Raw genomic sequence first — 24,748 nt, forward strand, 5'->3', positions numbered from 1 at the left:
TACGCCGACAGCCGTACGGCCACGGCGCGGCCCGAGTGCCGGTGCGTCCTGTCCCTCAGTCCGTCCGGAGCGGCATGCCGTGACGGCGATGCTGTGGGGAACGCCCGGGCTTGCCTGCGCTGCCGCAGCCCATGAGTAACGTTGAACCAGTCGACGGTTGGCGCAGGAACGGGTTGACGGTTGTATCCATCGTCGGCCGCACGAATTCCCTACGGCCTGTGCGACCCGTGCAGGCGTTCCGGGCCTCACGGTTGCGGTGCCGGCGGCCACGGCTGCCTATGCGGCTTGGGTGAGTTCGGCGCGGCCGAACAGCAGGGCGTAGCCGGAGGGGAGTTGGCGCAGGATGCGGGTGATGAGCTCGGGGCCGGCCAAGGCTGCGACGGCATGGAGGACGGAGCCGGTGTCCCAGCGGGTGGTGCCCGCAGCGGTGCCGGCGCGGGCAGCGAGGTCTTTGACGAAGGCCCAGCCGGTCAGGGGCTGGGTGGCGGGGATCTGTGCGGTGAGGATGCGTGCCGCCTCAAAGGGCAGGCGGGCAGCCAGTTCGACGCGTTCGTCGCCCGTCAGCTGGCGTCCGAGTCCGGAAAGGACCAGGCGGAGGGCTTCCTCGGCCCGTTCCCGGGTGGGGTAGGCACCTTCGTAGCGGACTGTCTCCAGCAGCTGCTCGTACGTCATCGCGGGCACGCGCTGCCACGGAGCCCGGTGGTCGCGCATCATGGGGCGAGTGCCTTTCTCTCGTCGCGGTCGCTGACAGCCGCGGGGCCCGGAGAGCGCAGGGTGTGTGGTTGTCAGGTGGGCTGGGGGCGGCCGAAGAGCAGGTCGTAGCCAGCGGGGAGCTGGAGCAGGATCTGCCCCAGCAGGTCGTCGCCGGCTGCGTCGGCGACCGTGCTGAGGACGGCGCTGACATCCCAGGCCGCGGTTTTTTCGGTGGCCCCTTCGATCCAGGCCGCCGTCGCGCGCACGAACCGCTCCGGGGAGAGCGGTTCGGCGCTCTGCAGCGGGTTGAGGAGGATCAGCGCGAAGCCTTCCGGCAGGCGCGCCGCCAGCTTGGCACGCACCTCTCCGACCAAATGCGCGCCCAGCAGGGCGAGCACCACCCGGGCCGCACGCTCCGCTTCGGCCCGCATCCGGTATTGGCCGCGCTCCACCACATCATCGAGGAACGCTTCCCAGCGCAAGGTCATGTCCGCCGCCTTCCTGGTGCGGTCCCACGGGGCTGCGCAGAACGGGCGAGGCCAAGACCATGCACCTGTCCTCCGCCGCCAGGGGTGTCGTCCGGCTCAGCCGGAGATCTCCTTGCGGGCAGATTCCCCGCCGATGCTGATCTTGCGGGGCTTGGCGCGCTCAGCGATCGGGATGCGCAGGGTGAGCACCCCGGCGTCGTAGTCGGCCTGGATGTGCTCGGTGTCCAGGGTGTCGGCCAGCACGATCTGGCGGGAGAACACGCCCAGCGGCCGCTCAGAGAGTTCCATCTGCACGTTGTCGGACTTCACAGCGGGGCGGCGCTCGGCCTTGACGGTCAGCATGTTGCGTTCGACGTCGATATCGATCGCGTCCGTACTGACACCGGGAAGGTCGAAGGCCACCACGTACTCCTCGCCCTCGCGGTAGGCATCCATCGCCATCGCGGACGGCTTCGACCAGGTTCCGGGGCTCATCAGCTGCTGGGTCAGCCGGTCGAGCTCACGGAAGGGGTCAGTGCGCATCAACATGGTGAAACACCTCCAGACGGTCACGGCAGTAGCGGTCACGGCAGTAGCTGTGGCTGCCAATGCGCCTCACAAAACCGTTGTAACATGTCGTCCAATAGATGACAAACATTATGTCATCCTAAGGATGACAATTCGAGGGCGGTGCCCATGACAGCAGCCCGTCACCCCGACTCGTCCAGCACGGACGCCCAGGGACCGGCGTCGTTCCTTGCCGCCGCCGCGGCCCTTCGATCCATAGACGACGCCCTGCGCACCGCCCGCCACGACGCCCCCGAGGCCCCCGACGCGCCCGGCGTAGACCCCGAGCAGGCGCTGGCCTCCTTGCTGCTGCTGCGACAGGTTCGCGAGCAGCTCGCCGGATGGGAGACGGGGCTGATCGATACGGCCCGCCACGCCGGCGCCAGCTGGGCCGACCTCGCCCAGCCCCTCGGCGTCGCCAGCCGTCAGGCCGCCGAACGCCGCTATCTGCGCAACCGTCCCGGCCTCGCCGGGAGCACCGGCGAACAGCGTATCCAGGCCACCCGCGAACGCCGCGCAGCTGACCGCGTCGCTGCCGCCTGGGCCCGCGATCATGCCGCCGACCTGCGCCGCCTCGCCGGCCAGATCACCGCCCTTACCGACCTGCACACCGCCGCCCGCCTCCCGCTCCGCCAGCTCCACGCCGCCCTCGCCCAGGACGACCCCGCAGCCCTCATCCGTCCGCTGAACGCCACTCGCACCCCTCTGGCCACCACCCACCCCGACCTCGCCGCCCGGCTCGACCCCCTGGCCGGGCCCGCCACGACGACAGACACCGCCCCCGACTGACCGACACACCACTCCCCTGGGCAAGGCGCCCCAGCGGGGGCTCCGCACACCCCCGGGGGCTCCTGCTCTGCAATCAATCCCGGTCAGCCGCAGGTGATGTTGGTGGCGTCGGAACCCGCGGCGCCACCGTTCAGGTCGAGGGCGCGCGTTCTCGCGGTCGGCGCCAGCACCACCTGCCCCAGTCACCGCGCATCACGCCATCACGCCGTCCGGCGACCATGCCTGTCGCGCATCCGCCCCTCGTACACGCCCTCGCGGGCTTCACCCCCGTCGGCTTTACGAGGAAGCCCGGCGACGGGATACAGAGGATGCGAACTCCCCAAACCCACGTCGAGGTCCGCGTTGCTGATGTGGACGGCCGCCGCGCGTCCCACGGCGGCCGCCGTGGGCGCGAGGAACGAGGCTCCCTCATCGTCTCCTCGCGCGGCGTCCTCCGTGGTCCGGCGGCTCGCGGGAGTTCCCGCCTAGAACCGGAAGGACTCGGCTGGAGCCGCGCGGACGGTGGTCCGCCAGCCACCGCAGGGCCCGATTTCGCGCTGCGATCACTGAACTGACCGTCGGAGGCGCGCAGTTCACCTGTCCCGTCGACCCCGGCGTGGAGCGTGGACTGCAAGGTGCATGTGGGCCGGGGCCGCCACCCGGGCGCGCAACTCGAGGATACGGAAGGCGGCCCACATGCGCACGCCCTCGGCAATCTGCCCGACCGCCTCGCCGATGCGGTCGATCTCCCTCCGGGGGCAGCGGCGTTACCCGCCCGCCGATTGCAGCCTTTGAGGCCGCACCTCGCGCCGATCGCGTGGACGTACGAGGACTGGCAGCGGTAGTCGGTGATCGGGCGCTGGTTCTTGTCCCGGCGGCGGAGAAAAGCCTGACAGCAACGGTCAACCTCGTCCGCGGTGGCGCCGGTATTCGAGGACCTTGACCGGACCGGTGGAGCGTCCCGGTCTTTCGACCGATGATCGAACCTTCAGCCGGATCAACGTTCCCTCGATCAGGGGTAGTTCGCCGTGATGGTCGAAGACGTCCAGGACCAGACCGTGACTGTGCCGGATACCGGGGCGACCGATTGAACGAGCGGATACGGTTCCCCCATGACGAAAACTGCCCGGACCATGAAACGTACGGGAGCCCTCGGCGCGGCAGCCGCCGTGGCCGCGCTCGCCTTCCCCGCCCAGGCCCACGCCGCTGCCGTCGCCTGCGGCGGCGGGGTGTCGACGCAGGACATCGGCGCCCGGGGCTGTATTTCCGCCGAACGCTGGAAGGACGGGAAGATCTTCTGGCGCGACATCACCGCCCATGCCCTCATCACCAACTCCCGCTCCCACGCCTCATGGGTCGAGTACGAGGCGTACCTCCACGTGCAGGGGGACGGCGACGACTGGATGAAAATGGGCAGCGGCCGGACCCTCGTGGAGCGGCGTTCCACGATCGGCCCGATCGCCGTCGCCACCTCCACCCGCATCTGTGGCCCGGTCAAAATCACGATCCGCGTCCACGTGAGGCCGGCCGGGGGTGCCTGGTCCAACTGGTCCAGCGCGACGACCTCGCAGTGCCAGACCTGACGCTGCCAGACCTCGCAACCCAACGCCCGCGCCTCCACCTCCGCAACCAGCAGGACGGGGGCTCTCCGGGCGGCTGGAACGCCTACGACACAATCGTCGGCGCGCCCCGGACCTGACAGGGGACGGCCTGCGACGGATACCGCCGCGCGCACCGGCGTAGGCAAACTCTGCCTGCACGTCGGCACGGGCAACTCCGCCTCACCCTTCACAAGTCCCGTACGAGACGCAGCGGCGCTGTGTGCGCCTGCGACCGCTCCCCCCTCTCAGGAGTGCTCGGGCGGATGGAATACGGGCGCTGGTCGGAGGCGGGCGGGTCAGTGCCGACGGAATTCCTCGGCGGCCAGCAGCGCGGTATCCGGGTCGTCGGAGAACAGGCCGTCGATGCCGGTCGCGAAGAGCGCCTTGCAGTAGGCGAGCGACCTGCCGTAGTCGCCGGGGTTCTTGCCGACTCGGAAGTCCAGCGGCAAGAAGCTGTTCTCGTTCCGCAAGGTATAGGGGGTGAGGAACAGTCCCGCGGCGTGTGCGTCGCGGACGAGCGTGGTGGGCTTGCCGAGTCTGCCCTTGGCGTCCTGTGTGATGATCTGCGTCAGCGAGGGACCAATGCCCTGGGCGAAGCCGGCGATCCACTTGAGCCCCTTGGGCCTGAGAAGGTCGGCCGTGGTCCGCGGGTCCCCGGACTCGACGAAGTCCGCGGGTCTGACGGACGGCTCGTCGAGCAGGACGACCTTCGGGCACTGCACACCCAGCTCGTTGAGCCGCTCAAGACTGCTGGGCTCGAAGGACTGCACGAGGTTCGGAGCGTGCACAGTGTGCCGGCCGTAGCGGCGCAGCAGCTTGGCAAGCGGCTCCTCGATACCCAGGCCCAGTTTGCGGAAGTACGTAGGGTGCTTGATCTCGGGGCAGATCCACAAGGGACGCCCGCGGCGGCGTCCCTCACGCTCCGCCCACTGAAGGACCTCTTCGAAGGTGGGTACCTCCCAGTAGCCGTTGTACAAGGTGTTGTGTTGGCGGAGGAGGGGGATACGCTCCTTGGCCCGCAGAGTCTTGAGCTCGGCGAGCGTGAAGTCCTCGGTGAACCAGCCGGTGATTTTCTTGCCGTCCACGGTCTTGGTGGTCTTGCGTCCGGCAAACTGGTGATGGTCGGCGACGTCAGTGGTGGTGGAGATGTCGGGCTCGTGCCGGCACACCAGGTGCCCGTCCCTCGTAGGGACGAGGTCACCGGCTTCGATGACGTCCGCACCCATGTCGAGGGCGAGTTGGTAGGCACCGAAGGTGTGCTCCGGGCGGTAGCCGCTGGCACCTCGGTGGCCGACGACGAACGGTACGGGCAGCCTCGCGAGCCCCCCGGAGGCTGCCGGCGGGGCAGCCCGGTCCGACGGCTTGGGACCAACCGCGTTCGCCTGTCCCGCTCCGGCCAGTACCACCGCTCCGGTGCCCAGGGCCGCGGCTCCCAGCACCGTCCGCCGCCCTGGCTCCTGCCGTTTATGCATGCTTGCGCTCCTTTTACTCTGTGTCCGGTCCGCACGGCCCAGTGAAGATCTCGGCCTCTCAGAGATCTCCGGTGCGTCAACCTGCTCCGGGAGACCGCCTCACACGTCCCTCAAAGCACCTTGATCGTAAACATGGGCGGCTGATGCCCAGGAGACGCAGGGCCGCGACTTATGGACGCAACGCACATCGGCTCTGCGCACAGCCCCGGTGACCGCAGGGCCGACCAAGCACAAGATCATGGCGGCAGGCGCGATGGGGCCGCGCCTGCCGCCATGCGTACGTCGTCGATACTGACGGCCACCACAGGGCTCCCGGACCAGGCGTTGCCGCGTGTGGGCAGAGCTCGCCGGTGATGCCCGACAAGGTTCGCTTCACCCCCGCCTGCGCGGAGACCACGCCAACCCGCCTCGAACACGTCTCGAACGGCCCTTATCGAATCGACCGTCGGAGAACCGGAACCGCTCCGATCCGATCCCATCCGAAAGCCTCACCGGCCGTCGCCTTGAAGCGAAATCCTCAGTAGCGGATTCTCGTTGCGTCGCGGGCTGGGCGACGACGTTTGCCCCGCCAGAGAACCGGCGTTGCTTTCAGAAGCCTTCACAGCGTGCGATCACGCCCAGGGTCAGTGTCGGAGCAGCCAGAGCACGCGGTCCCACGACAGAGCGTGGTAGACGATCAGCACGCCAGCGAGCGTGATGGCCAGAACATGGGACCCCGCCGGTTCACCGAACAGGGATACGCCTTCAGCTTCCCGAAGGCCGGCTGACCGCGCCCCGGCATCGCTCTCGACGCCCCGGCGCCCCTATGCCCGCACGTGAGCAGGCCGTACGCCGCTCATGACCGCCCTTTCCCCACTTCGTGACGAAGCGAGGACGAGCCACCGCCCGACCCCGCCGAAAGATTCCGCTAGAAACATGAAGAACACCGTCACCCCCACCCGCCCCGGCCGGCGACCAGAGCCACACGGCCGGGACCGCGGCCAACGCCACCAAGCCGCGCAAACTGCTGTGGATGGGCGACTCCATCGACGAGGCGCAGGCCCCAGCCCCGGGCGCCGCGATCAAAGCGGGCGGGGCCGAGTTCGCCTCGATGGCCGCCGCGGGAGGCGGCGGCGTCATCGGTGAGATAGCCGCTCCCACCTGGAAGGAACTCCCGAAGAAGTTCGCCTCCTTCAAGCCGGACGTCGTGGCCCCGCCCTCACATCGGCACTGGGACCGTCGACATCACCCAGCTGACGGCACGCGGCGATGCAGTGTCGGATCACCGCCCCACGCAGCCCCATGACAGCGGCGACAGTGAACTCCCCACGTACAGCCAGCTACATCACTCACGTTGAGTGACGGCTGGGAGTCGGAAACTCCTGACCCCATGGGCACGACCACCTCGCCACCGGACACTGCCTACCGCAGGGTCGCTGCCATGAGGGTGACGTTCCCACCTCCGTATTGCCTCTCGAGTGTGATGTTGACTTCCAACAGTGAGGGTTCTGGGGTGCGGAAGACCATTTCGTACACCTGGAAGTAGTTCTCGTTGAGGGGGCCGGTTCGTGTGTCCGAGGTGACGGAGTAGGCGTGTGATTCGCTGTTCTTGAGGAAGGCGGAGAATCGGATCGCGCCCTGGCGGTGGGAAACCTACAGGCGGAACACACGGGTCCTGGCGGTCGTCGGTACGAGGATGCGGAATCCTGCGCCTGGGCCGCCCTGGTAGACCACGGAACGGACCTCGCTCGCCGACTGGTTCGGGGCGGCGCCTCCCCTCCACGAAAACGACACCGGCTGGCGGCTGGCGTGAAGCCTGACCGGTGCCTCGGTGCCGAGTGCCCTGTAGTCCCCGATGACGAAGGAGTCCGCTCTGCGAGTCACGCAGTAGACGTTGTACTGACGGCACTCTGACTCTGCGGGCCCGCCGGAGAATTCGGCCGTGACATTACGGTCCTTGGGAAGGTAACCCCACTGCACCCAGTCGATCCTGCCTTCCTCCGACAGGTCGACATTGCCGGTGAAGCTACCCCTGGAACCGCGCAGCATGCTGTCGGCGGCGGGCGAGGACTCTGAACTCCTCCCACCCTTCGCATCCTCGCCCATAAAGGTTCCGAGCACCGCGATGGCCACGGCCACGGCCGCAACTGCGACCATCAGGACCAGCCCACCGATGACCTTGCCCAACCGCTGCTCGTCGCGCGCCGACTGCTCCGGTGCCGTGCCGGGCAGCGGCTCCCTGTACTTGCAGTTGCGCGCCAGAGCAAGCCGGGCGGCGCTGCTCGGGGCGACCAGCTGCGGGTGCGTTTTGTTGCGTAGGCGCATCCTCGTGTACAGGTGGGCGTGCAGGGTCGCCAGGTCCAGCAACGGAGGGCCCTGCCGGATTCCATCCGACAGGAGCGCCAGGAGCTCGGCGGTAAAGTCGGTGAAGGTCCGGTCGCCGGGCGAGCGTGCCTGCTCGTTTCGCTTCGTGGCGGTCAGCAGGAAAATGCCTTCCACGGGCGCTTCCTCGGGCGGCGACGATTTTGCTCCCATCCCGTCTGCCGAAGCCGCGCCGCTATAGCAGCAGTCCAGGATGACAATGTTGCGCTCCGCACCGGACCGCGGATTCCGAAGGATGCTGACGACGGAGCTGTAGGAGAGGGACCGGTACGGCCTGCTGCTGGAGGACTTGGGCATGGCCAGGTGGAGCCTGTCGTTTCCGTCCATGTCGAGTAGGCCGTGTCCCGCGTAGTACAGCACGAAGGTGTCCTTGGTCTTCTCCACGAGGGAGTAGACCTGATCAAGTACCTCCTCGGCGTGCGACGGCTGCAGAACGACGCACTGCTCCTCAGGCAGACCCCAGATTGCCGGGTCCGTCAACGCCGCCCGCAGACCCTTGAGATTGTTCGCGACCGCGGTTGGTCGGTGAGGTCACTGTCGTTGTGGGCGGGCACACCGACCAGTAGGCACCAGGAGGACGCCGGATCGGGAAGTACGGCCATTCTTGTGGCGGTTACGCGTGGTCCGAAGCGGAGGGGAGGTTTGCGAGCACTACCCGCCTTGGCGCGCCAGGGGCGCGGACGGCCCGCCCGGCGCCCAAACCCCACACTCCGTCGCGCAGACGTTGTTACCTCTCTACGGCAGGCCGGACTTGAGCCCGAACTCGGCCGAGCCCAGCGCGAACACCATGCCCGGCTCTGCCTCGACTCCGCCCAGGGCCTGCGAGAGGAGAGCCGCGAACTCCTTCGTGACTCTCAGTTCCGTGTCTGTGATCTTGAAGGACAGGTCGAGTACGGGGATCACCGCACCCCCCTCTCTCCCTCCGCGTCCGCTCCCGGCGCAGCACCGGGCGCCTCAGCGCTGGCGCCGGCGCCGGGCACTGGCGTCGACACCCCCCGAGGCCCCTGGCTGTGCGGGGAAGCAAACCTCAGGGGCAATCCTACGGAGGCTCACTGGTCGACCTGGCGACGCCGACGCCAGCAGTAGGCCTGCACCAGCCACCCTCGGGCGGCGCGAGCCGGGCCCGGAACACTTCCGCATACTCACCAAGACCCCACAGTCGCAAGGGTATTCGACTCCCTTCACTCGCCACCGTATACAGTGGCAAGATCCCGTATTTCACCGAGGATGCGGGGCTACAGATCCATCGAGTGGGGGGCCTGACATGGCACTGTTCGGAAACGCGCACACCGTCGACCCGATGAAGGCGCAGAGCGAGTACGGGCGGCTGCTCGGCCACGGTGAGCAGGTGCACGCCGCGTACACGCTCATACGTGACACCATGCTGTTCACCGACCGTCGTCTGATCATGGTCGACAAGCAGGGGATCACCGGCAAGAAGGTCGAGTATCACTCGGTGCCGTACCGCAGCATCACTCACTTCGCCGTGGAGACGGCCGGCCACTTCGACCTCGACGCGGAGCTGAAGATCTGGATCTCCAGCAACCCGACGCCCCTGCAGAAGACCTTCACGAAGGGCGTCGACATCTACGAGGTGCAAGCGATCCTTACGCAGTTCGTGGCCCGCTGACGCCCCCGCCGCAGCGGGAGCAACACGCGGTGCGGCAACCCGCTGGCTTGCGAGTTCGAACGTGGTAGCCGGGGGGACGTACTCGGGCTGTGAGGGACGTGGTTGATCGGTCGATGGTGGCGCATCCGTTGTTCACGGGTGGCTGCTCTACTCGGTGTGCAGCACCGAGGCGATGGTCATCCGGGCCGCCGACCTGGCCGGGACCAGGGCACCGAGGACGGCGATCGCCACACCGGCCAGGAGCATCGTGGCCAGCTGCGGCGCGTGCCACACGTCCTTCATGTACGGGGGGAAGTCGACTACCCCGACGTGGTCCACGACCAGGCGGTGCGCCACGATCCCGAGCGGGATGCCGAGCAGCCCGCCGACCGCGCCCAGCCCGGCGACCGAGGTCACCGTCATCACCACCACCTGCCGCGGGGTCATCCCGATCGACTTGAGCATGCCCAGGTCCCGGCGCCGCTCGCGCGTGTTCAGCAGGACGGTGTTGAAGACACCGAGCGACGCGACGAGGGTCAGCAGCACCGTGAACACCGTGGAGAAGGTGACGACGGTGGTGGTGCCGGCGTTCGCCGAGTCCGCCACCGACGCGCGCAGGCCTGGGTCGAGCGCCTCGACCGCCTCGGCGTAGGCGCGAGCGTCAGCGCCGGGAGCGAGCCGTACCGTGTACTCGGTGGCGTGGGCGGCGTCCGGGGCGAGCTGGGCAAGGCTTTCCCACGTGGCCTCCAGGGCCCGGGCGTTGCCCTCGATGAGCTGACCCACGACCGTCGCGGTGATCTTCCTGCCGTTCAGTCCCAGCGTGACCCGGTCACCGAGCTTCAGCCCGCGCTGGGTCAGGAACGCCGGCCCGGCCACGATCTCGCCCGCCGCGGCCGGGGCCCGGCCCTTGACGATGGTGTGGTCGTACAGGGAGTCGTCTCCGCGGTAGAAGTCGGCGAAGACGGGCTGGGTCTGCCCGGTCATGTATGCCTGGGCCAGCGCGCGGGCCCGTACCCCCCGCGCGCCGGGCAGCGAGCGCAGTTGCTTTTCGATCTGGGTGTCACTGAGGCGGGGCGGGGTCCGGTCGTCGCCCGATCCCCCGGTCCTCACGTGGATCCTGGCGCCTCCGTCCTCCCGGCCGACCTCGCTGTACGCCACCATGGTGCTGGTCAGTCCGGTCGCCAGGGTCACCGTGGTGACTCCGAGGACGATGGCCGCCAGGGTCAGCAGGGTGCGGGCGGGGCGGGCGAAGGGCTGGCCCAGGCCCAGGCTGACCGGGCGCGGCAGCCGGGTGGCGCCGAGCAACCGCTGAACGCGCAGCCCGCGCCCGGTCCGCGGCGCGCCGCCCGCGCTGATGGCCCGTGCGGCGGGCAGCCGGTGGGCTCGCAGGGCGGGGACCAGCGCGGCCAGCAGGACCAGGGCGGGCATGCCCACGAGGCAGGCCACGGACACCCACGGGCTGATGTCGCCGACCGAGGCCCGGCCCACGTCGATGCCGGTGAACGCGACCTTCAGGATCGGCCCGGCCAGCGCGTTGCCCAGCAGAGTGCCCAGCACGCAGCCCACCACCGCTGGTACGGAGAGCATGGTCAGGTAGACGGCGACGACCTGGTTGGGGGTGAAGCCCAAGGCCTTGAGCACCCCGATGTGGCGGTAGCCGGAGACCACCGCTCCGCTGACCACATTGCCTACGATCAAGGTGGAGACCAGCAGGCCGAGGACGCCGAAGAGCGTCATGAACGGGAGGTAGGAGTCGGCCAGCGCGGAGAAGGCCTGCTTGAGGGTGAGGTAGGTCTGTGTGCCGGTCAGCGAGTCCTTGGGCAGTCCGCTGGTGGCCCGCGCCAGGGCAGCGCTCAACTCGGCCTGCGTGGAGGAGTCGGTGAAGCGGTAGAGCATCTGGGCCGAGGCCGGGTGCAGTGCGGCCATCTGCTCGGGCGAGACCCAGGCGCTCGCCGACTTGCTCATGCTGGCGGCGAATCCGACGACGGTCAGTTTCGCACCGCCGGGTATCTCCAGTGTGCTGCCGAGGAGTTCCCTGCCGGGTGAGCCCTGGACGGACCAGTTGACGACGATCTCACCGGGAGCGGTGGCCCAGTGGCCCTCCAGCAACTCGATCCGGTCCACGGGGCCCGCCGGGTCGGCCCGGCCCACCACGGTGAGGGTGCCGCCCGCCATCCAGAGCCAGTCCTTGGGGATGTCGACGACGGCCTGCCCGAACGGTCCGGCCGCGGCTTCCACCCCGGGCTGATGGGCGGTCCGCGCCAGTTGCTCCCGCGAGACCTTCGTGGTGTCGAAGGCCGCCACCGTATGGGCACCGCGCTGTTCGGCGAACGCCTCGTCGAAGGGGCTCGACGCGGCGCCCAGCAGCGCCAGCGCGAGCAGGACGGTCGTGGTGGAGCAGAGCACCACGAGTCCGATGACGAAGGTCTGGAGCCGACGGCGCTTCACGGCCGCTCGCGAGGCTCTCCATACGGCGCTCACGCGGCCACCTCCAGCGTGCTTTCGCGGGCGACCCGGCCGTCGGCGACTTCGATCAGCCTGCTGGCACAGCGGGTGGCCAGCTGCGGGTCGTGGGTGACGATCAACAGGGTCTGGCCGATCTGGTTGAGGTCGATCAGCAGATCCATCACCTGCTCGCCCGACCGGCTGTCGAGGGCGCCGGTCGGCTCGTCGGCAAGGAGCAGGGCCGGGCGGTTCATCAACGCCCGGGCCACGGCGACGCGTTGGCGCTCGCCGCCGCTCAGCGTCGCCGGATAGTTGTTCCGGCGCTCGGCGATTCCGAGCTCGTCCAGGAGCTCCAGGGCGCGGCGGCGTGCCTGCCGGGCCGGGGTGCCGGTCAGCTGCGCGGCCAGGGCCACGTTGTCCAGGACGGGCAGATCGTCGATGAGGTTGAAGAACTGGAAGATCATGCCGACGTTCCGTCGCCGGAACAGCGCCAGGCCCGTCTCGTTCAGTTTCCCGAGGTCGTGGCCCTGCACCTCGACCGTGCCCGAGGTCGGCCGGTCCAGGCCGGCCACCATGTTGAGCAGAGTGGACTTGCCACAGCCGGAGGGACCCATCACGGCGACCGCGTCGCCCGTCCGGATCTCCAGCGAAAGGCCGTCCAGGGCCTTCGCGTCGCCGTACTCCTTGTGTACGCCGTCAAGCCGCACCACTACGGGCCGGGCACTGCCGTGATCAGTTGTCATGGCTTGAACTTAGGCCGGAGCCGATCACGGGGCGTCACCCCCCGGATGTATCCGTCCGGGCAGGTCATCCTGGGGATGTACGGGGCTGCGTCCGGGGGCCGATGCGGAGCGTGCCGTACACCTGCGAAGATGATCAGGTGGGGGAATCATGGACGATCTGGCTGGTCATCGCGTTGGTGGCGGCAGTTGGCGCCGATGGGTGGCTGGGTGTGGCGGCGCTGCGGGCGCGGCGGCGGCACCGGGCGGCCATCGAGGAGCGCGGCTGGCTGCTGGAGCGGGAGCGCGAGAGCGCGACGCGGAGCGCGGTGGATGCCGAGCGGGCCAGGATCGCCGCCGAGCTCCACGACATCGTCAGCCACAACGTGAGCCTCATGGTGGTCCAGGCCGGGGCGGCCCGCGAGGTCCTTGCCACGATGCCCGCGGAGGCGGCGGCCGCGATGAGCGCGGTCGAGACCGCGGGCCGGAACACGATGACCGAACTGCGCCACCTTCTCGGCCTGCTCGCGCCCGCGCAGAACGGCGAGGACGACCCCTACGACGTGGACCTGTCGCCGCAGCCGAGCCTGAGCCGGCTCGGCCCGCTGGTCGACCGGATCGCCTTTGCCGGCCTGCCCGTGGAGATGCGGATCTCGGGTGAGCCGCGCCCGCTGCCGACCGGGATCGATGTCACCGCTTACCGGATCATCCAGGAGGGTCTGACCAATGCGCTCAAACACGGGAACGGGGCGAAAGCCGAGGTGACGGTGCGGTACGCGGACCACTACCTGCGCGTCGAGGTGTTGAACAGCGGACCCAGCGTCCTGTCGGGCGGCGCATCCGTGCAGAAGGAGCCCGGCCGGGTCCGGGCCGAGGGAACGGGACGCGGGCTGCTCGGCCTGCGGGAGCGGGTCGCCGTCTACGGCGGCGACCTGGACGCCCGCCGCCGCCTCGGCGGCGGCTACCGCGTCCGCGCCCGGATCCCGCTGGACCGCCCATGACGACGCCCGCCGAGCGCGCCCCCCGCGTCGTGATCGCCGACGACCAGGAGCTGGTACGCACCGGCTTCCGCCTGATCCTGACCGCCCGCGGCGTCGACGTGGTGGGCGAGGCCTGCGACGGGGCCGAGGCCGTTGCCGCCGTGCGGAGGCTTGCGCCCGACGTCGTACTGATGGACATCCGGATGCCCGTCATGGACGGCCTGGAAGCCGCCCGCCGCATACTCGCGCAGGCCCCGGGCTGCCGTGTGATCATGCTGACCACCTTCGATCTCGACGAGTACGTCTACGCCGCCCTCGCCGCCGGGGCCAGCGGATTCCTGCTCAAGGACGTCACCCCCGCGCATCTGGCCGCTGCCGTACGCCTGGTCGACACCGGTGACGCCCTGCTCGCACCCTCGATCACCCGCCGCCTGGTGGAGCGCTTCACCCCCAGCGCCCCCAGAACCGGTTCAAGCCTCGCAGCCCCGGCCGTCCACCGGGACCTGGCCGCGCTGACGCCGCGCGAGCGCGAGGTCCTGACGCTGATGGGCCGGGGGCTTTCCAATACCGAACTGGCGCAGGAGCTGACGCTCAGTGAGGCGACAGTGAAGACCCATGTGGCCCGGATCTTCGCCAAGCTGACCCTGCGCGACCGGGCCCAGGCCGTCGTCCTCGCCTACGAGACAGGGCTCGTCTCACCGGGCGAGTCCGCTGACACCGCCAAGCCATGGGGGCGAAATTGAGCGTCGCGCGGTGATTACGTGGGGCACGGCGCGGTCGGCGGTGACTACGAAGCTTCGGCGGTGGCTTCGGCGGAGCGTGGATGCGGCCCGCTGACCGGCAGTCCCATTCGACGGGGCCACGCGGATGACGCCTACTTCGTGGTGACCTGCAACGTCGTAGCGGGCGCCCGCGTCACGCGCAGCGGCCGCCGTCCAGCTCGGTTCAGCGGTGTTCCCCCAGCACTCTGCGGGAGGGCCGCCCCGTGGTGTGCGCGACGGGCCCGACGCCGGGGTCACCACCGCGCTGGCTCTGACCGCCAGCCGCAAACGACCGGCGGTCAGGGTTCGTGACCGCTGTCTTCTTCCGCTTCGGCCAACTAAGCACGATCTTGGTCTTGTCCAGTGCTGTGACCAGCATGGTTCACCGTGATCGGAAGGCGGCTTGGGGGACGAGCACACGCGAAATGGCTGCTGTCACTCTGGTATTACTGGGGCATGCAGGAAGAGACCGCACGCTCCGCGATCGACACGTTCATCTCCGCTTTCAACGCCTCGGACGACAGCTATGTGACTTCCCTGCTCTCCCAGGCCCTGACCTCAGACGTGGTCTTCTGGGGACCGTTGGGTCGCAGCGAAGGAATCGCGGCGGTCGAGCGGTTCGTGCTGGACATCCGGCGCCACCCGGCGGGGACCGGCACGATGGTGCGCTGCTCAGCGGTGGACATGCCTGACGAATGGGCCCGGTACCAGTGGGTCTTCACCACGCCTGATGGAGGCCCCCGCCTGGCGGGAACGGATGTCGTCCATCTGCGACGGAGCCTCATCGACCAGATCATCGTCTTCGCGGGAGAGATCGAGCCGTCCGCCTCCTGAGTCGTCCTTCTGTCGCTGTCCTTCTCCTGAACTTGCCCCTTCGGCGTTCGGGAGCTGCGGTTCGCGGTTGGTCAGGCTGCGGTGGTGAGGGGGCGTCCGCCCCAGCGGATGCCCCTTTCGCTGCGGATGCGGGCGCGTTCCTTGCGCTGGGCGGCGAATACGTCGGGGTGGCGGGCGTTGGTGTTGTGCCAGCGCAGGTAGCGGTGCAGTGCCTGGGTTTGAGCGGGGTGGCTGCGGTGGTGGGGAGTTGGCCAGGGTGAACTGCCGCAGCGGGCCGAAGCGGGCCTCGATCGGGTTGGCCCAGTAGGCCGGGGCCCCGCAAGGGCACCGCCAACACCCTGGCCGCGCTCAAGTCGATCCGCGCCACCCAACCCGACGGCGCCCCCCCGATCTACATCATCCTGGACAACCTCTCCGCCCACACTGGCGGTTGACGCCCCACAGGTGGTCGTCGCCCACGGAGTAGCAGCCGTGGAAGTAGGTTACGCCGTGGGGTGCGGTGGTAGGTCGCCGGCAGCCGGTTTGGCTTGCCCTGCTTCGCCCAGCAGGAGCCTGCGGTGGGCCGGATCCCCAGGGCCCGAACTCGTGCCCCTCCTGGTCGGTCAGCTGCGTACACGGACAGGCTCAGCCACCGCGCCTCCAGCGGCCGGATCGGACGTCACCGCACATCCAACCGTCGCGACCGCCAACCCGGCGAACCTTCCCGGTCAGAGCACCAGGTGTCGTAGACCGTCTACCGGGAGCACGCCGAACACGTCAGCGGTCTGCTGGACGGCTTCCGCCCGCTCGTTGTAGAGCCGTTTGGCGAGCGCGGCCCCGTCCTCGGTAAGGCTTCGGTCAGCGCGCGCCGGCCCGGCCGCGGGCTCGCACGCAGGCGAGCTCGTCGGCACTTCCGGCATGGCATCAGTGCGCCGTGCCGTACCTGAGTCCGTCGAGGGTGAGGTCGAGGAGGCGTTCGGCCTGCTCGCGCTCCTCGGGCTTTCCCGAGGTGAGGGCGACGCCGGTGAGGGCGGCAAACATGACGGCCGGGCTGACGTCCGACCGTATGGTCCCAGCGGCCCTCGCGGCGTCCATGAGCGAGGTGAGGGCGGTCATGATCAGCTCACGGCTGTGCGCGTAGGGGTTGACGCCGGAGTCGACGACGGCGCGGAGGGCCTCGGCCATCCCCAGTTTCGCGGTGGCGTAGTCGATGAAGCGCCCCATCCAGGCGCGGAGCGCCTCGCGGGGCGGCATGGCCGCCAGGAGTTCGGAGGCGGCCTCGCACAGCCGGCTCAGCTCCTTGCGGTAGGCGGCCTCGATCAGCGCCTCCCGAGTGGGGAAGTTCCGGTAGAGAGTGCCCGAGCCCACGCCCGCCTCCTTGGCGATGCGCTCAAGGTGCGCCTCCAGCCCTTCTTCGGCGAAGACGCGCACAGCCGCGGAGAGGATCTTCTCCCGGTTGCGCCGCGCGTCGGCCCGCAGCGGTCGCCCGGTCTCTGCAGTCACGGGAGGGCCCTTCCTCATCAGATGTACGTGGAGGAGCCTCCACTCTTGCTAAGTGGAGGTGCCCCCACTTATGGTTCGAAGAACCGGCGACGCCTCCACTTACGGAGTGTAGAGCACGTACCGCCGCCGTCCGCAGGGTGCGGGCCAATCACTCAGGGGAGAAAACGATGAGCCTCCCGCTCGAAGCCAAGGTCGCCGTGGTCACCGGCGGCGCGTCCGGCGTCGGCCTGGGAATCGCCCAGGAATTCGTCGACCAGGGCGCCCGCGTGGTCATCACCGACCTTCAGCAGAAGGCGTTGGACGAGGCGGTCGCCACGGTCGGCCCGAACTGTTCGGGCATCGTCGCCGACGTCACCAAACTCGCCGACATGGAGGCGATGTACCAGGAGGTCATCGCGCGCCACGGACGCCTCGACGCGGTCGTGGCCAACGCCGGCATCGGCGCCCACGCCCCGCTCGGCGCGATCACCGAGGAACAGTTCGAGCGGACCTTCAACGTCAACGCCAAGGGCGTCCTGTTTACCGTCCAGCCGGCGATCCCGCTGCTGCCGGCCAGCGGCACGGTCGTCATCATCGGCTCTACCGCCTCCATCCAGCCCCCGGCCGGCATGGGCCTGTACGGCGGCGCCAAGGCCGCCGTGCGCGCCTTCATCCGGTCCTGGATCCAGGACATCAAAGGCACCGGTATCCGCATGAACGTCCTCAGCCCCGGCGCCGTGGACACCGAATCCCTGCGCCGCGCCCTCGGCATGGCGCAGGGCGCCGACGCCGTTGCCGCCGCGGTCCAGAAGATGGGCGAGGGAAACCCCACCGGCCGGATCGCCGACCCCCGCGAGATGGGCAAGGCCGCGGCCTTCCTCTCCAGCGACGCCTCCAGCTTCATCACCGGTGTCGAGCTCTTCGCCGACGGCGGCATGGCTCAGGTCTGAGAGCCTGCCTTTCAACCTCGGGTGATCGTGGAGAGGTCTCCGGCGCACTCAGAAGCAGCAGCGGTGTGCCGTGGGCCACGGGGCGGGCGTGGCCCACGTGGCCACAGGGCTGACGGGCTCTCAGGGCCTTAGCGTGCCGTCGAATTTGTACCAGTCGGACCAGCCGCTGCCGGAGAAGGTCTGCCAGCGGTGCCACACGCCCCCGGCACTGTCGACGCCGAACAGTTCTACCGAGGTGCCGAGCTCGGACTTCAGGGATGCGGACGTCCCCACAGGGGCCCGCGCGGGAAATCCGGGCCCGGACAGATGTGGAGCGCCGGTCGCCCTCAGCGCGAACGCTGTCCGGTGACGAGGCGGTACACCAGGAGCACGATCACCGAGCCGACGATCGCGGCGATCCACGTCGAGAGGTGGAAGAAGCCGTTGATGGAGTGCACGCCGAAGATCACCTTCCCGAGCCAGCCGCCGAGCAGACCGCCGACGATGCCGATGAGCATGGTGACGAGGCAGCCGCCCGGGTCCTTGCCGGGCGTGAGTGCCTTGGCGATGGCACCCGCGATGAGGCCGATGAGAATCCAGGCGATGATGCCCACGGTGTGCGTCCTTTGCTGTAGGTGGCGCTGTGCAGGGCCCGTCGGGGGTTCCGCCGGGGCTGTCCGCCGGCTGCTCCACGCGGGCGACCGGCGACATACGGATATCCGTTCGCGACCACTCCACACGGGACCAAGGTCCCATTCCCCCGACTGGCCCACCCGGCACCCAACCCGGTCGACCGCCGATCCGGTGACTGGTCCGCCGTCGATGGCAACCGGACCAGGTCCGCGGGCACAGGTCAGCCGGGACCCACGCTCCCTGGCGACGCTGCGGCCAACACGCGCCGTCCCTCGATACCCGCCCGTACTGTTCCGGCCGACCGCCTGTCCTCCCCGTACTGCCAGCCGACCGGCATGATCACGTACGGTCACACCACCCGGCACCGCCCAGGTGGGCCAGCAGAGCGGGGGCCATCCGCATGACCATGCACCACAACCGCCGCGACACGAACTGGGGCCTCACCGAGGGCGACCTCGCCTGGGGCACCACCGCCGCCCGCGACACCCGGTGGGACTGACGCACTGCACTCGACTGCCGCCCCCAGTGTCCTGTACGAGCGAACCCCGCGAGTTCCGCGTCGAGTCTGAGAGGGACCCACGGAAAGCTCTCGTTCACAGACGCAGGGTGAACCAGGTGGTCTTTCCCTCATCGGTGGGGCGTACGCCCCAGGTGTCCGCCAGGGCGCGCACGAGGTTGAGGCCGCGGCCGGATTCCTCGTGTTCATCGGCGCGGCGGGGCGCGGGCAGGTGGGGGCTGGCGTCGCTCACTTCGACGGTGAGTTCTGTGGCGGTGCGGCACGCGCGCAGGGAGAGGGGGCCCTGGGCGTGCTGCACGGCGTTGGTCAGGAGTTCGGACAGCAGCAGACGTGCGTCGTCGGCCTGCTCGTGGCAGTCCCAGGACGCGAGGGCTTTGGTGAATAGGGCGCGTCCTTCGGGGACGGCCTCCGGGCGGGCGGGCAGTTGGGCGGTGAGGGAGGCCAGCGGCGGGGCGGGCAGTTGGGCGAGCAGGAGGGTGACGTCGTCGTCGTGGCCTTCGGCGTCGGGTCTGAGCGTGGCCAGGATACGGTCGGCCACCCTCTCCAGGGAGGGCGTCTGGGCGCTGAACAGAGCTGTGCAGGTGGCGGCGAGTTCACCGAGGCGGTCTTCGATGTCGCAGTCGGGGGTTTCGATGAGGCCGTCGGTGTAGAGGACGAGGGTGGCGCCGGGTGGCACGGTGGTAGTGGACTGCTCGTAGAGGATGTCGCCGACGCCGAGCGGGGCGTTGATGGGGGTGGGCAGCGGGCGGGCCTTCTGGCCGGGTGCGGCAACCAGGAGCGGGAGATGGCCGGCGGAGCACATGGTTACCTCTGCTTCGTCGGCGGCGACGACGAGGTAGCAGCAAGTGACCAGTTGGTCGGGGACATTGAGGTCCGTCACACAGGTGTCGAGTGTCTGGATCAGGCGCCGGGGCTGCATGCCGGTCTTGGCCAGGGCATGGGCTGCGGAGCGCAGCTGGCCCATCGCGGCGGCCGCTTCCAGGCCGCGACCCATCACGTCGCCGATCAGGATGCCGACGCGGCCTGCGCCCAGGGGAATCAGATCGAACCAGTCGCCGCCGACGCCGGCCCCTTGGGTGGCGGGCCGGTAGCGGCTGGCCGTGACCAGGCCCGGGACGGCGGGCGGAGTGCCCATGAGGCTGCGCTGCAGGGTGAGGGCGACGTGGCGCTGCTGTTCGTACAGAGCGGTCAGTTCGGCCTCGGCGGCCTTGCGGTCGCTGACGTCACGTACGGCGGCGGAGACCAGCAGCCCGTCGGTGGTCTCCAGAGGGCTCAGGCTGATCTCGACCGGGAACTCACTGCCGTCCTTGCGCAGCCCGTACAACTCCAGCCCGGCCCCCATCGGACGCACCTGACGGCTGCCGGCATAGGCATCGCGGTGCTGACCGTGGTGGCCGCGCAGATGGGTTGGGACGAGTAGTTCCACGGGCTGACCCAGGAGTTCTTCGCGCCGGTGGCCGAACAACGCCTCGGTCTGTGCGTTGACGAGTCGGATGGTTCCGTTGCCGTCCACGATGACCATGGCGTCCGGCGCCGCTTCCAACAGGCCACGGAAGCGCTCCTCGGCTGCCTTGCGGTCGCTGACGTCACGGACGGCGGCGGAGACCAGCAGCCCGTCGGTGGTCTCCAGAGGGCTCAGGCTGATCTCGACCGGGAACTCACTGCCGTCCTTGCGCAGCCCGTACAACTCCAGCCCGGCTCCCATCGGACGCACCTGACCATTGGCCGCGTAGGCATCGCGGTGCAGCGTATGGTGCGCCCGTAATCGCTGCGGCACGAGGATTTCCACGGGCAGCCCCAGGAGTTCGTCGCGCTGGTAGCCGAACAGCGCCTGGGTCTGCGCGTTGACCACTTTGATGGTTCCGGTGTCATCGACGATGACCATGGCATCCGGCGCCGCCTCCAGCAGGCCACGGAAACGTTCCTCGGCGACTTCCGGCGCGACGGGCTGCGCCGAGGCCGCGAAGGCACAGTGGTGTCGCGCCGCCTGCGCAGCGCGAGGCTCGGGCACTGCACTCGTCGTGTCGTTCATGTCCGTCCCCGGCCGCCCTGCGTCAGTGATGCGGGACATCCCAGCGCACGCACCGTCACCCCATCCGCGTTTGTCCCTAACTGGCATTTGTGGGACGGTCCTGGCCCTTCGTCACCCGTTTATGAGCGACTTCGGGTGACTGGCCGCCGCAATGTCAGACCTCCGGCCGCCGAAGCACCCGCGGGGGCAGCGCGGCGCAGCTGCCCGGCCCCGCGCCCCCCCGTTCGGCCTTCGTCTTGCGCACCGGTCCCCCATGCGGGACGCCGACCACGCCCTGCCGACCGCACAGGCTGTGCGCGTCGACCGGTGGCGCCGTTCAGGGGTGAGACGGTGCGGCAATCGGGTGCCGCGCAGGCCCACCGCGGGCTGAACAGCAGACAGTTGCAGCAGCGCAGCGTCCCGGGCCCCGCCGCCACGCCCGACGACGCCCCACACACCGAGACCGATGATCAGCAGCAGCCCGCTGGACTCGATGACGGTGGTGACCCGGTACCGCTGGTCACCGGGCCGGGGCTGCCTTGCCGTATGACCTTGAGGGCCGACAGGCAAACCCGGGCGACGGTCCCGCACCCGCCCGCGTCGCCAATCTCGTCCTGGGCCTGGTCAAAGCGGGGTCACGTACGCAAGGATCGCCGCCGCACCACGCTCGCCACCTCCCCGCCACCCCATCACAGGAGGATTCGTATGGCACGCCGCACATCCCGCGGCCTCGTCGCCGCAGCCGCTGCCACCGTGGCGCTCCTCACCTTGGCCGGCCCGGTCTCGGCCATTCCCTCGGGAGCCGGCACCGCCGCCGGCGGCGCGCTGCCCCAAGCCCGGCTGTTCATGGTCAACCCCGTCCAGTCCTCCGGCGACCAGACGCTGACCGACGGCAAAGACGGCAACGCCGCTGTGCCCGCCTCCGCGTACGCCGTGGCCGCGTTGCGCAATCTGGACGCCAGCGGCTCACTCTCGGGCCGGTGGGCAACCGTACGCTCGGACACCGGCGCCTCGGCGCGGCTGGCGGACGTGGGGACGTACAGCCGCAGGGACGACCAGTTCGAGCAGGTCATGGCGTACTTCTGGGTCAACGAGGCACAGGAGTACCTGCAAAGCCTGGGGTTCGGCAGCGAACTGCCCGGCGCCAACGACCGAGCGCAGCCCGTGCGGATCAACCAGTGGGGTGCAGACAACTCCTTCTTCACCGACAAGAAAGCCGAGATCCGCTTCGGCAAGGGCGGGGTGGACGACGCCGAGGACGCCGAAGTCATCGTCCACGAGTACGGGCACGCCGTGCACAACGCGCAGGTTCCCGGCTTCGGCGCCTCGCCGCAGGCCGGCGCGATCGGCGAGGCGTTCGGCGACTACCTGGCCGTCACGGTCGGCGCGTACGCCGACGCCAAGTACGGCTGGCCGCTCAAGACCGACCTGGCCTGCGTCGCCGACTGGGACTCAGTCGCCTACAGCACGGCTCCGCACTGCCTGCGCCGCATCGACGGGAACAAGGTGTACGCGGACCAGGTCGGGGAGGTCCACGCGGACGGAGAGATCTGGTCCCGGGCGCTGTTCGACATCCGCAAAGCCCTGGGTGCCCGCACGGCCGACCGGATCATCGTGAACGCCCAGTTCGACTTCCGCGCGGACACCAGCTTCCAGGACGCGGCACTGACGACGATCACGACCGCGCAGCGCATGTACGGAGCGAGCGCCGCGGACACGGTACGCGCCGCGTTCAAGGCCCGGGAGGTTCCCGGGGTCTGATGGCGCTGCGGCCGCAGGTAACTTCCCACCCTGCTGGGCCGCTCGGTAGCGCTGGCCGTATGCGGTGCCCTGCCCGGCCGTGACCAGGCAGTGTGCGGCCATCCCGAGGGCGACCTCCTGGTCATCGGGCTCCTCGGGATGCGTCCAGCTCAGCGAGTGGTGCCACAGCTGCTACGTACGGCACCTCGCCGACCTCTCTCTCGGGGGCGACTGTGCGCATCGCCTTGTCCATGCGCCGTTTGTGAGTCCGTCCTCAAACCCGAGATCGGCCTCGGCGGTCGATCTCGTGAACGGCCGGGTGGAGGTTTCGCAAGCGTCGGTGCGAGATCAACCGCCGAGGCCGATCTGAGGGGTGCCGCCTGCTGGCCGGCCCCGGGCGCATGACCCTCAGGTGCCAAGCGCCTGCCGACAAGGGGCCCATCCGAGCCAACGCGGCTGATGGAGAGCCGATGGCGAGTCAAGCGGCGGGGCGCTGCGCCCCCTCCAACCTGTCGGCTCGACGATTCAAGCTTCGGAAGTCGGGGTGAAACGACGATGAACCCGCAGTTCAATCGCGCAGGGGCTGTGCGCCGTGCTTCTTGGTGGTCACGCATAATGAGCTGGGAAATCGGCAGACAGCATGCTCCGGCTCGGCTCACTGGCGATCCAACACACCAGGGAGACAACGATGAGTACGGAAGCCGGTCAGCTCGATGCGGCCGCGACGGTGCAGGTGGCCTACCAGGCGACAGCAGCGGAGTGCCAGGAGGCGATACGCGTCCTGGTGAAAGCCTCCCCCGCCGGTCGGCGCAGCAGGTGGATCTTCACCGGGATGGGGCTGATCTTCCTGGCGCTGGGCCTACGGGTCGACGATCCCGGTGCTGCATGGGACGTGGGGTCGCTGGTGTTCGGCACCGTCACCCTGGTGTTCTTCCTGGCGATCGCGCCGCGTCTGCAGGCACGTCAGGTCTACCGGCAGGGCCAGGCGCGAGGACAGCGTTATATCACCGTGGACAGCTGGGGAGTGACGGCTGCGACGCAGGACGAGCGCCAGTGGTCCTCCTGGGCCATGTTCAGCCGCTACCTGGAGACACCCCACCTCTTCGTCCTGCTGAGTGCCGACCAGAAGTGCATGACCTTCCTGCCCAAGCGGGCGTTTCACACGCCCGACGACACCGACCGGCTGCGGCAGATCCTGGACCGGCACCTTCCCTCTGCTGCCCCCACCACTCCTCGCGGGTGAGCGATCGCACCCGATTCGCGGCATAACCCGCCGCAGTCGGTGTGCTACCTCTTCCCACTCGGCTCCGTCGCGCGCACGGCAGGCCTATCCAGCCACATCCATTGGTCGCTTGGGGTGACGGTGAGGCCAAAGCGGGTCCGTTCGGGCTCGCCTGCCCTCTGCCACCACTCCAGCGCGGCTTCTGCTTCGTCCCACAGACGGCGCGGCCCGTGCTGTGCCACCTCCACATGAACGAGCAGTCACCGATGACCGGCCCGGAGGCGGTGGTGTCGGCATGGACGTCGAGGGCGACCAGGACGCCGTTGTACAGGCCGGTGCCCCAGGGGAGCACGATCCGGCCGCCGGAACGTGTCCGGCTGACGAGTGGGGAGGGCACGCTGTCGAGGGCGCAGGTGACGATGGTCCGGTCTACCGGCTGTAGTTCGGGCACGCGAGCGGTGCCGTCGCCAGTCAGGATGCGGGGATGGTGTCCCGTCTTGGCCAGGTGCTCGCGGGCATCGTCGGCGAGCACGGGGTCGATCTCGATGCTGGTGACCTGCTCACCGCCGAGGCGGTAGGACAGCAGTGCGCTGTTGTAGACGGTGCCGGTGCCGATTTCCAGCACCGTCATCCCCTCGGCTACCTGGAGGGCTTCCAGCATGCCGGCCACCACACGGGGCATGCTGGATGAGCTGGACGGGACGAGCGCGAGTCGATCGTGTTCGTCTTCGACTTGGGTGACCAGCGCGACGTCGTCGTAGACCAGGGAGAGCCACCGGCAGGAACTCCGCCGTAGCCGCGTCCCCGCCAACGCGAGCCGACCCCGCAGACCGGAAGCTCCGTTGCGGAGCCAACAAAGACGGTAACGAGCGGCGTCGCACAGCTGACGTGGAGCGAGACAGCGGGCCCTGCGCCGGCGCATCCTCCCGTCTCTGTCTTTCGGCAGAGACACACATCC

General features: G+C 69.3%; 21 protein-coding genes and 3 pseudogenes. 9 read left to right on the plus strand and 15 right to left on the minus strand.

Annotated elements, in window-relative coordinates; genetic code table 11:
* Positions 1-276: 276 nt before the first annotated feature.
* The 3 genes from BX283_RS01885 to BX283_RS01895 all read right to left on the minus strand — a co-directional run bounded on the left by BX283_RS01885 (position 277) and on the right by BX283_RS01895 (position 1,709).
* Positions 277-714 carry a DUF2267 domain-containing protein gene (locus tag BX283_RS01885; RefSeq protein ID WP_373979083.1) on the minus strand — a complete coding sequence of 146 codons (438 nt, stop codon included), beginning with the start codon at positions 712-714 and terminating at the stop codon, positions 277-279.
* Positions 715-785: 71 nt separating this feature from the next.
* Positions 786-1,181, minus strand: coding sequence for a DUF2267 domain-containing protein (locus tag BX283_RS01890; RefSeq protein WP_101385927.1), 396 nt, complete (start codon positions 1,179-1,181; stop codon positions 786-788).
* A 96-nt stretch (positions 1,182-1,277) separates the two neighbouring features.
* Positions 1,278-1,709 (minus strand): Hsp20/alpha crystallin family protein, encoded by a 432-nt coding sequence (locus BX283_RS01895; protein ID WP_101385928.1) that lies wholly within the window; start codon positions 1,707-1,709, stop codon positions 1,278-1,280.
* Between the two features lie 147 nt (positions 1,710-1,856).
* On the opposite strand from BX283_RS01895, the gene BX283_RS01900 reads away from it, so the two are divergent.
* Positions 1,857-2,516, plus strand: a complete 660-nt coding sequence (locus BX283_RS01900; protein ID WP_101385929.1) for a type III effector protein — start codon at positions 1,857-1,859, stop codon at positions 2,514-2,516.
* A 1,091-nt stretch (positions 2,517-3,607) separates the two neighbouring features.
* A complete protein-coding gene (locus BX283_RS01910) occupies positions 3,608-4,078 on the plus strand; it encodes a hypothetical protein (RefSeq protein WP_257581733.1) in 471 nt (156 codons plus the stop codon).
* A gap of 314 nt (positions 4,079-4,392) precedes the next feature.
* Here BX283_RS01910 and BX283_RS01915 read toward each other — a convergent pair whose 3' ends face one another.
* The 3 genes from BX283_RS01915 to BX283_RS40405 form a co-directional block, all read right to left on the minus strand.
* Positions 4,393-5,568: a glycerophosphodiester phosphodiesterase gene (locus BX283_RS01915; RefSeq protein WP_101385931.1), complete on the minus strand. Its 1,176-nt coding sequence runs from the start codon at positions 5,566-5,568 to the stop codon at positions 4,393-4,395.
* A gap of 1,632 nt (positions 5,569-7,200) precedes the next feature.
* On the minus strand, positions 7,201-8,409 hold the full coding sequence (locus tag BX283_RS01925) for a caspase family protein (protein WP_101385932.1): 1,209 nt from the start codon (positions 8,407-8,409) through the stop codon (positions 7,201-7,203).
* Positions 8,410-8,664: 255 nt separating this feature from the next.
* On the minus strand, positions 8,665-8,832 hold the full coding sequence (locus BX283_RS40405; RefSeq protein WP_180357012.1) for a hypothetical protein: 168 nt from the start codon (positions 8,830-8,832) through the stop codon (positions 8,665-8,667).
* 361 nt (positions 8,833-9,193) lie between these two features.
* Between BX283_RS40405 and BX283_RS01930 the strand changes: the two genes are divergently transcribed.
* On the plus strand, positions 9,194-9,559 hold the full coding sequence (locus tag BX283_RS01930; RefSeq protein WP_055568388.1) for a PH domain-containing protein: 366 nt from the start codon (positions 9,194-9,196) through the stop codon (positions 9,557-9,559).
* Positions 9,560-9,706: 147 nt separating this feature from the next.
* On the opposite strand, the gene BX283_RS01935 is transcribed toward BX283_RS01930, so the two are convergent.
* Together BX283_RS01935 and BX283_RS01940 are read right to left on the minus strand one after the other, a co-directional pair.
* Entirely contained in the window at positions 9,707-12,019 is a 2,313-nt protein-coding gene (locus BX283_RS01935) for an ABC transporter permease (RefSeq protein WP_101385933.1), read from the minus strand.
* Positions 12,016-12,726 carry an ABC transporter ATP-binding protein gene (locus BX283_RS01940; protein ID WP_101385934.1) on the minus strand — a complete coding sequence of 237 codons (711 nt, stop codon included), beginning with the start codon at positions 12,724-12,726 and terminating at the stop codon, positions 12,016-12,018. The genes BX283_RS01935 and BX283_RS01940 overlap by 4 nt, the downstream gene beginning before the upstream one ends.
* A gap of 137 nt (positions 12,727-12,863) precedes the next feature.
* Between BX283_RS01940 and BX283_RS01945 the strand changes: the two genes are divergently transcribed.
* The 3 genes from BX283_RS01945 to BX283_RS01955 all read left to right on the plus strand — a co-directional run bounded on the left by BX283_RS01945 (position 12,864) and on the right by BX283_RS01955 (position 15,277).
* Positions 12,864-13,703, plus strand: a complete 840-nt coding sequence (locus BX283_RS01945; protein ID WP_257581735.1) for a sensor histidine kinase — start codon at positions 12,864-12,866, stop codon at positions 13,701-13,703.
* Complete coding sequence (locus BX283_RS01950; protein ID WP_101385936.1) at positions 13,700-14,425, plus strand: response regulator transcription factor; 726 nt, start codon at positions 13,700-13,702, stop codon at positions 14,423-14,425. Before BX283_RS01945 ends, BX283_RS01950 begins: the two co-directional genes overlap by 4 nt.
* Before the next feature lie 474 nt (positions 14,426-14,899).
* Positions 14,900-15,277 (plus strand): hypothetical protein, encoded by a 378-nt coding sequence (locus BX283_RS01955; protein WP_101385937.1) that lies wholly within the window; start codon positions 14,900-14,902, stop codon positions 15,275-15,277.
* A gap of 71 nt (positions 15,278-15,348) precedes the next feature.
* On the opposite strand, the pseudogene BX283_RS42360 reads toward BX283_RS01955, so the two are convergent.
* From BX283_RS42360 to BX283_RS01985, 3 genes and pseudogenes are all read right to left on the minus strand, one after another.
* Positions 15,349-15,583: pseudogene (locus BX283_RS42360) on the minus strand (IS630 family transposase); the annotation flags it as partial.
* Positions 15,584-15,698: 115 nt separating this feature from the next.
* A pseudogene (locus BX283_RS42365) lies at positions 15,699-15,851 on the minus strand (IS630 family transposase); the annotation flags it as partial.
* 329 nt (positions 15,852-16,180) lie between these two features.
* Entirely contained in the window at positions 16,181-16,759 is a 579-nt protein-coding gene (locus BX283_RS01985) for a TetR/AcrR family transcriptional regulator (protein WP_101385939.1), read from the minus strand.
* Positions 16,760-16,926: 167 nt separating this feature from the next.
* On the opposite strand from BX283_RS01985, the gene BX283_RS01990 reads away from it, so the two are divergent.
* Positions 16,927-17,688 carry an SDR family NAD(P)-dependent oxidoreductase gene (locus tag BX283_RS01990; protein WP_101385940.1) on the plus strand — a complete coding sequence of 254 codons (762 nt, stop codon included), beginning with the start codon at positions 16,927-16,929 and terminating at the stop codon, positions 17,686-17,688.
* A 120-nt stretch (positions 17,689-17,808) separates the two neighbouring features.
* Here BX283_RS01990 and BX283_RS40415 read toward each other — a convergent pair whose 3' ends face one another.
* The 3 genes from BX283_RS40415 to BX283_RS02000 form a co-directional block, all read right to left on the minus strand.
* Positions 17,809-17,961 (minus strand): hypothetical protein, encoded by a 153-nt coding sequence (locus tag BX283_RS40415; protein ID WP_180357013.1) that lies wholly within the window; start codon positions 17,959-17,961, stop codon positions 17,809-17,811.
* A 53-nt stretch (positions 17,962-18,014) separates the two neighbouring features.
* Positions 18,015-18,281 (minus strand): GlsB/YeaQ/YmgE family stress response membrane protein, encoded by a 267-nt coding sequence (locus tag BX283_RS01995; RefSeq protein WP_101385941.1) that lies wholly within the window; start codon positions 18,279-18,281, stop codon positions 18,015-18,017.
* A 612-nt stretch (positions 18,282-18,893) separates the two neighbouring features.
* Entirely contained in the window at positions 18,894-20,828 is a 1,935-nt protein-coding gene (locus BX283_RS02000) for a PAS domain S-box protein (RefSeq protein ID WP_257581736.1), read from the minus strand.
* Positions 20,829-21,533: 705 nt separating this feature from the next.
* On the opposite strand from BX283_RS02000, the gene BX283_RS02005 reads away from it, so the two are divergent.
* Both BX283_RS02005 and BX283_RS02010 read left to right on the plus strand, forming a co-directional pair.
* A complete protein-coding gene (locus BX283_RS02005; protein WP_101385943.1) occupies positions 21,534-22,589 on the plus strand; it encodes a M4 family metallopeptidase in 1,056 nt (351 codons plus the stop codon).
* Between the two features lie 667 nt (positions 22,590-23,256).
* A complete protein-coding gene (locus BX283_RS02010) occupies positions 23,257-23,811 on the plus strand; it encodes a YcxB family protein (RefSeq protein WP_180357014.1) in 555 nt (184 codons plus the stop codon).
* A 319-nt stretch (positions 23,812-24,130) separates the two neighbouring features.
* On the opposite strand, the pseudogene BX283_RS42370 reads toward BX283_RS02010, so the two are convergent.
* A pseudogene (locus BX283_RS42370) lies at positions 24,131-24,712 on the minus strand (rRNA adenine N-6-methyltransferase family protein); the annotation flags it as partial.
* Between the last annotated feature and the right edge of the window lie 36 nt (positions 24,713-24,748).

This window comes from Streptomyces sp. TLI_146 (assembly GCF_002846415.1).
GTDB lineage: Bacteria > Actinomycetota > Actinomycetes > Streptomycetales > Streptomycetaceae > Streptomyces.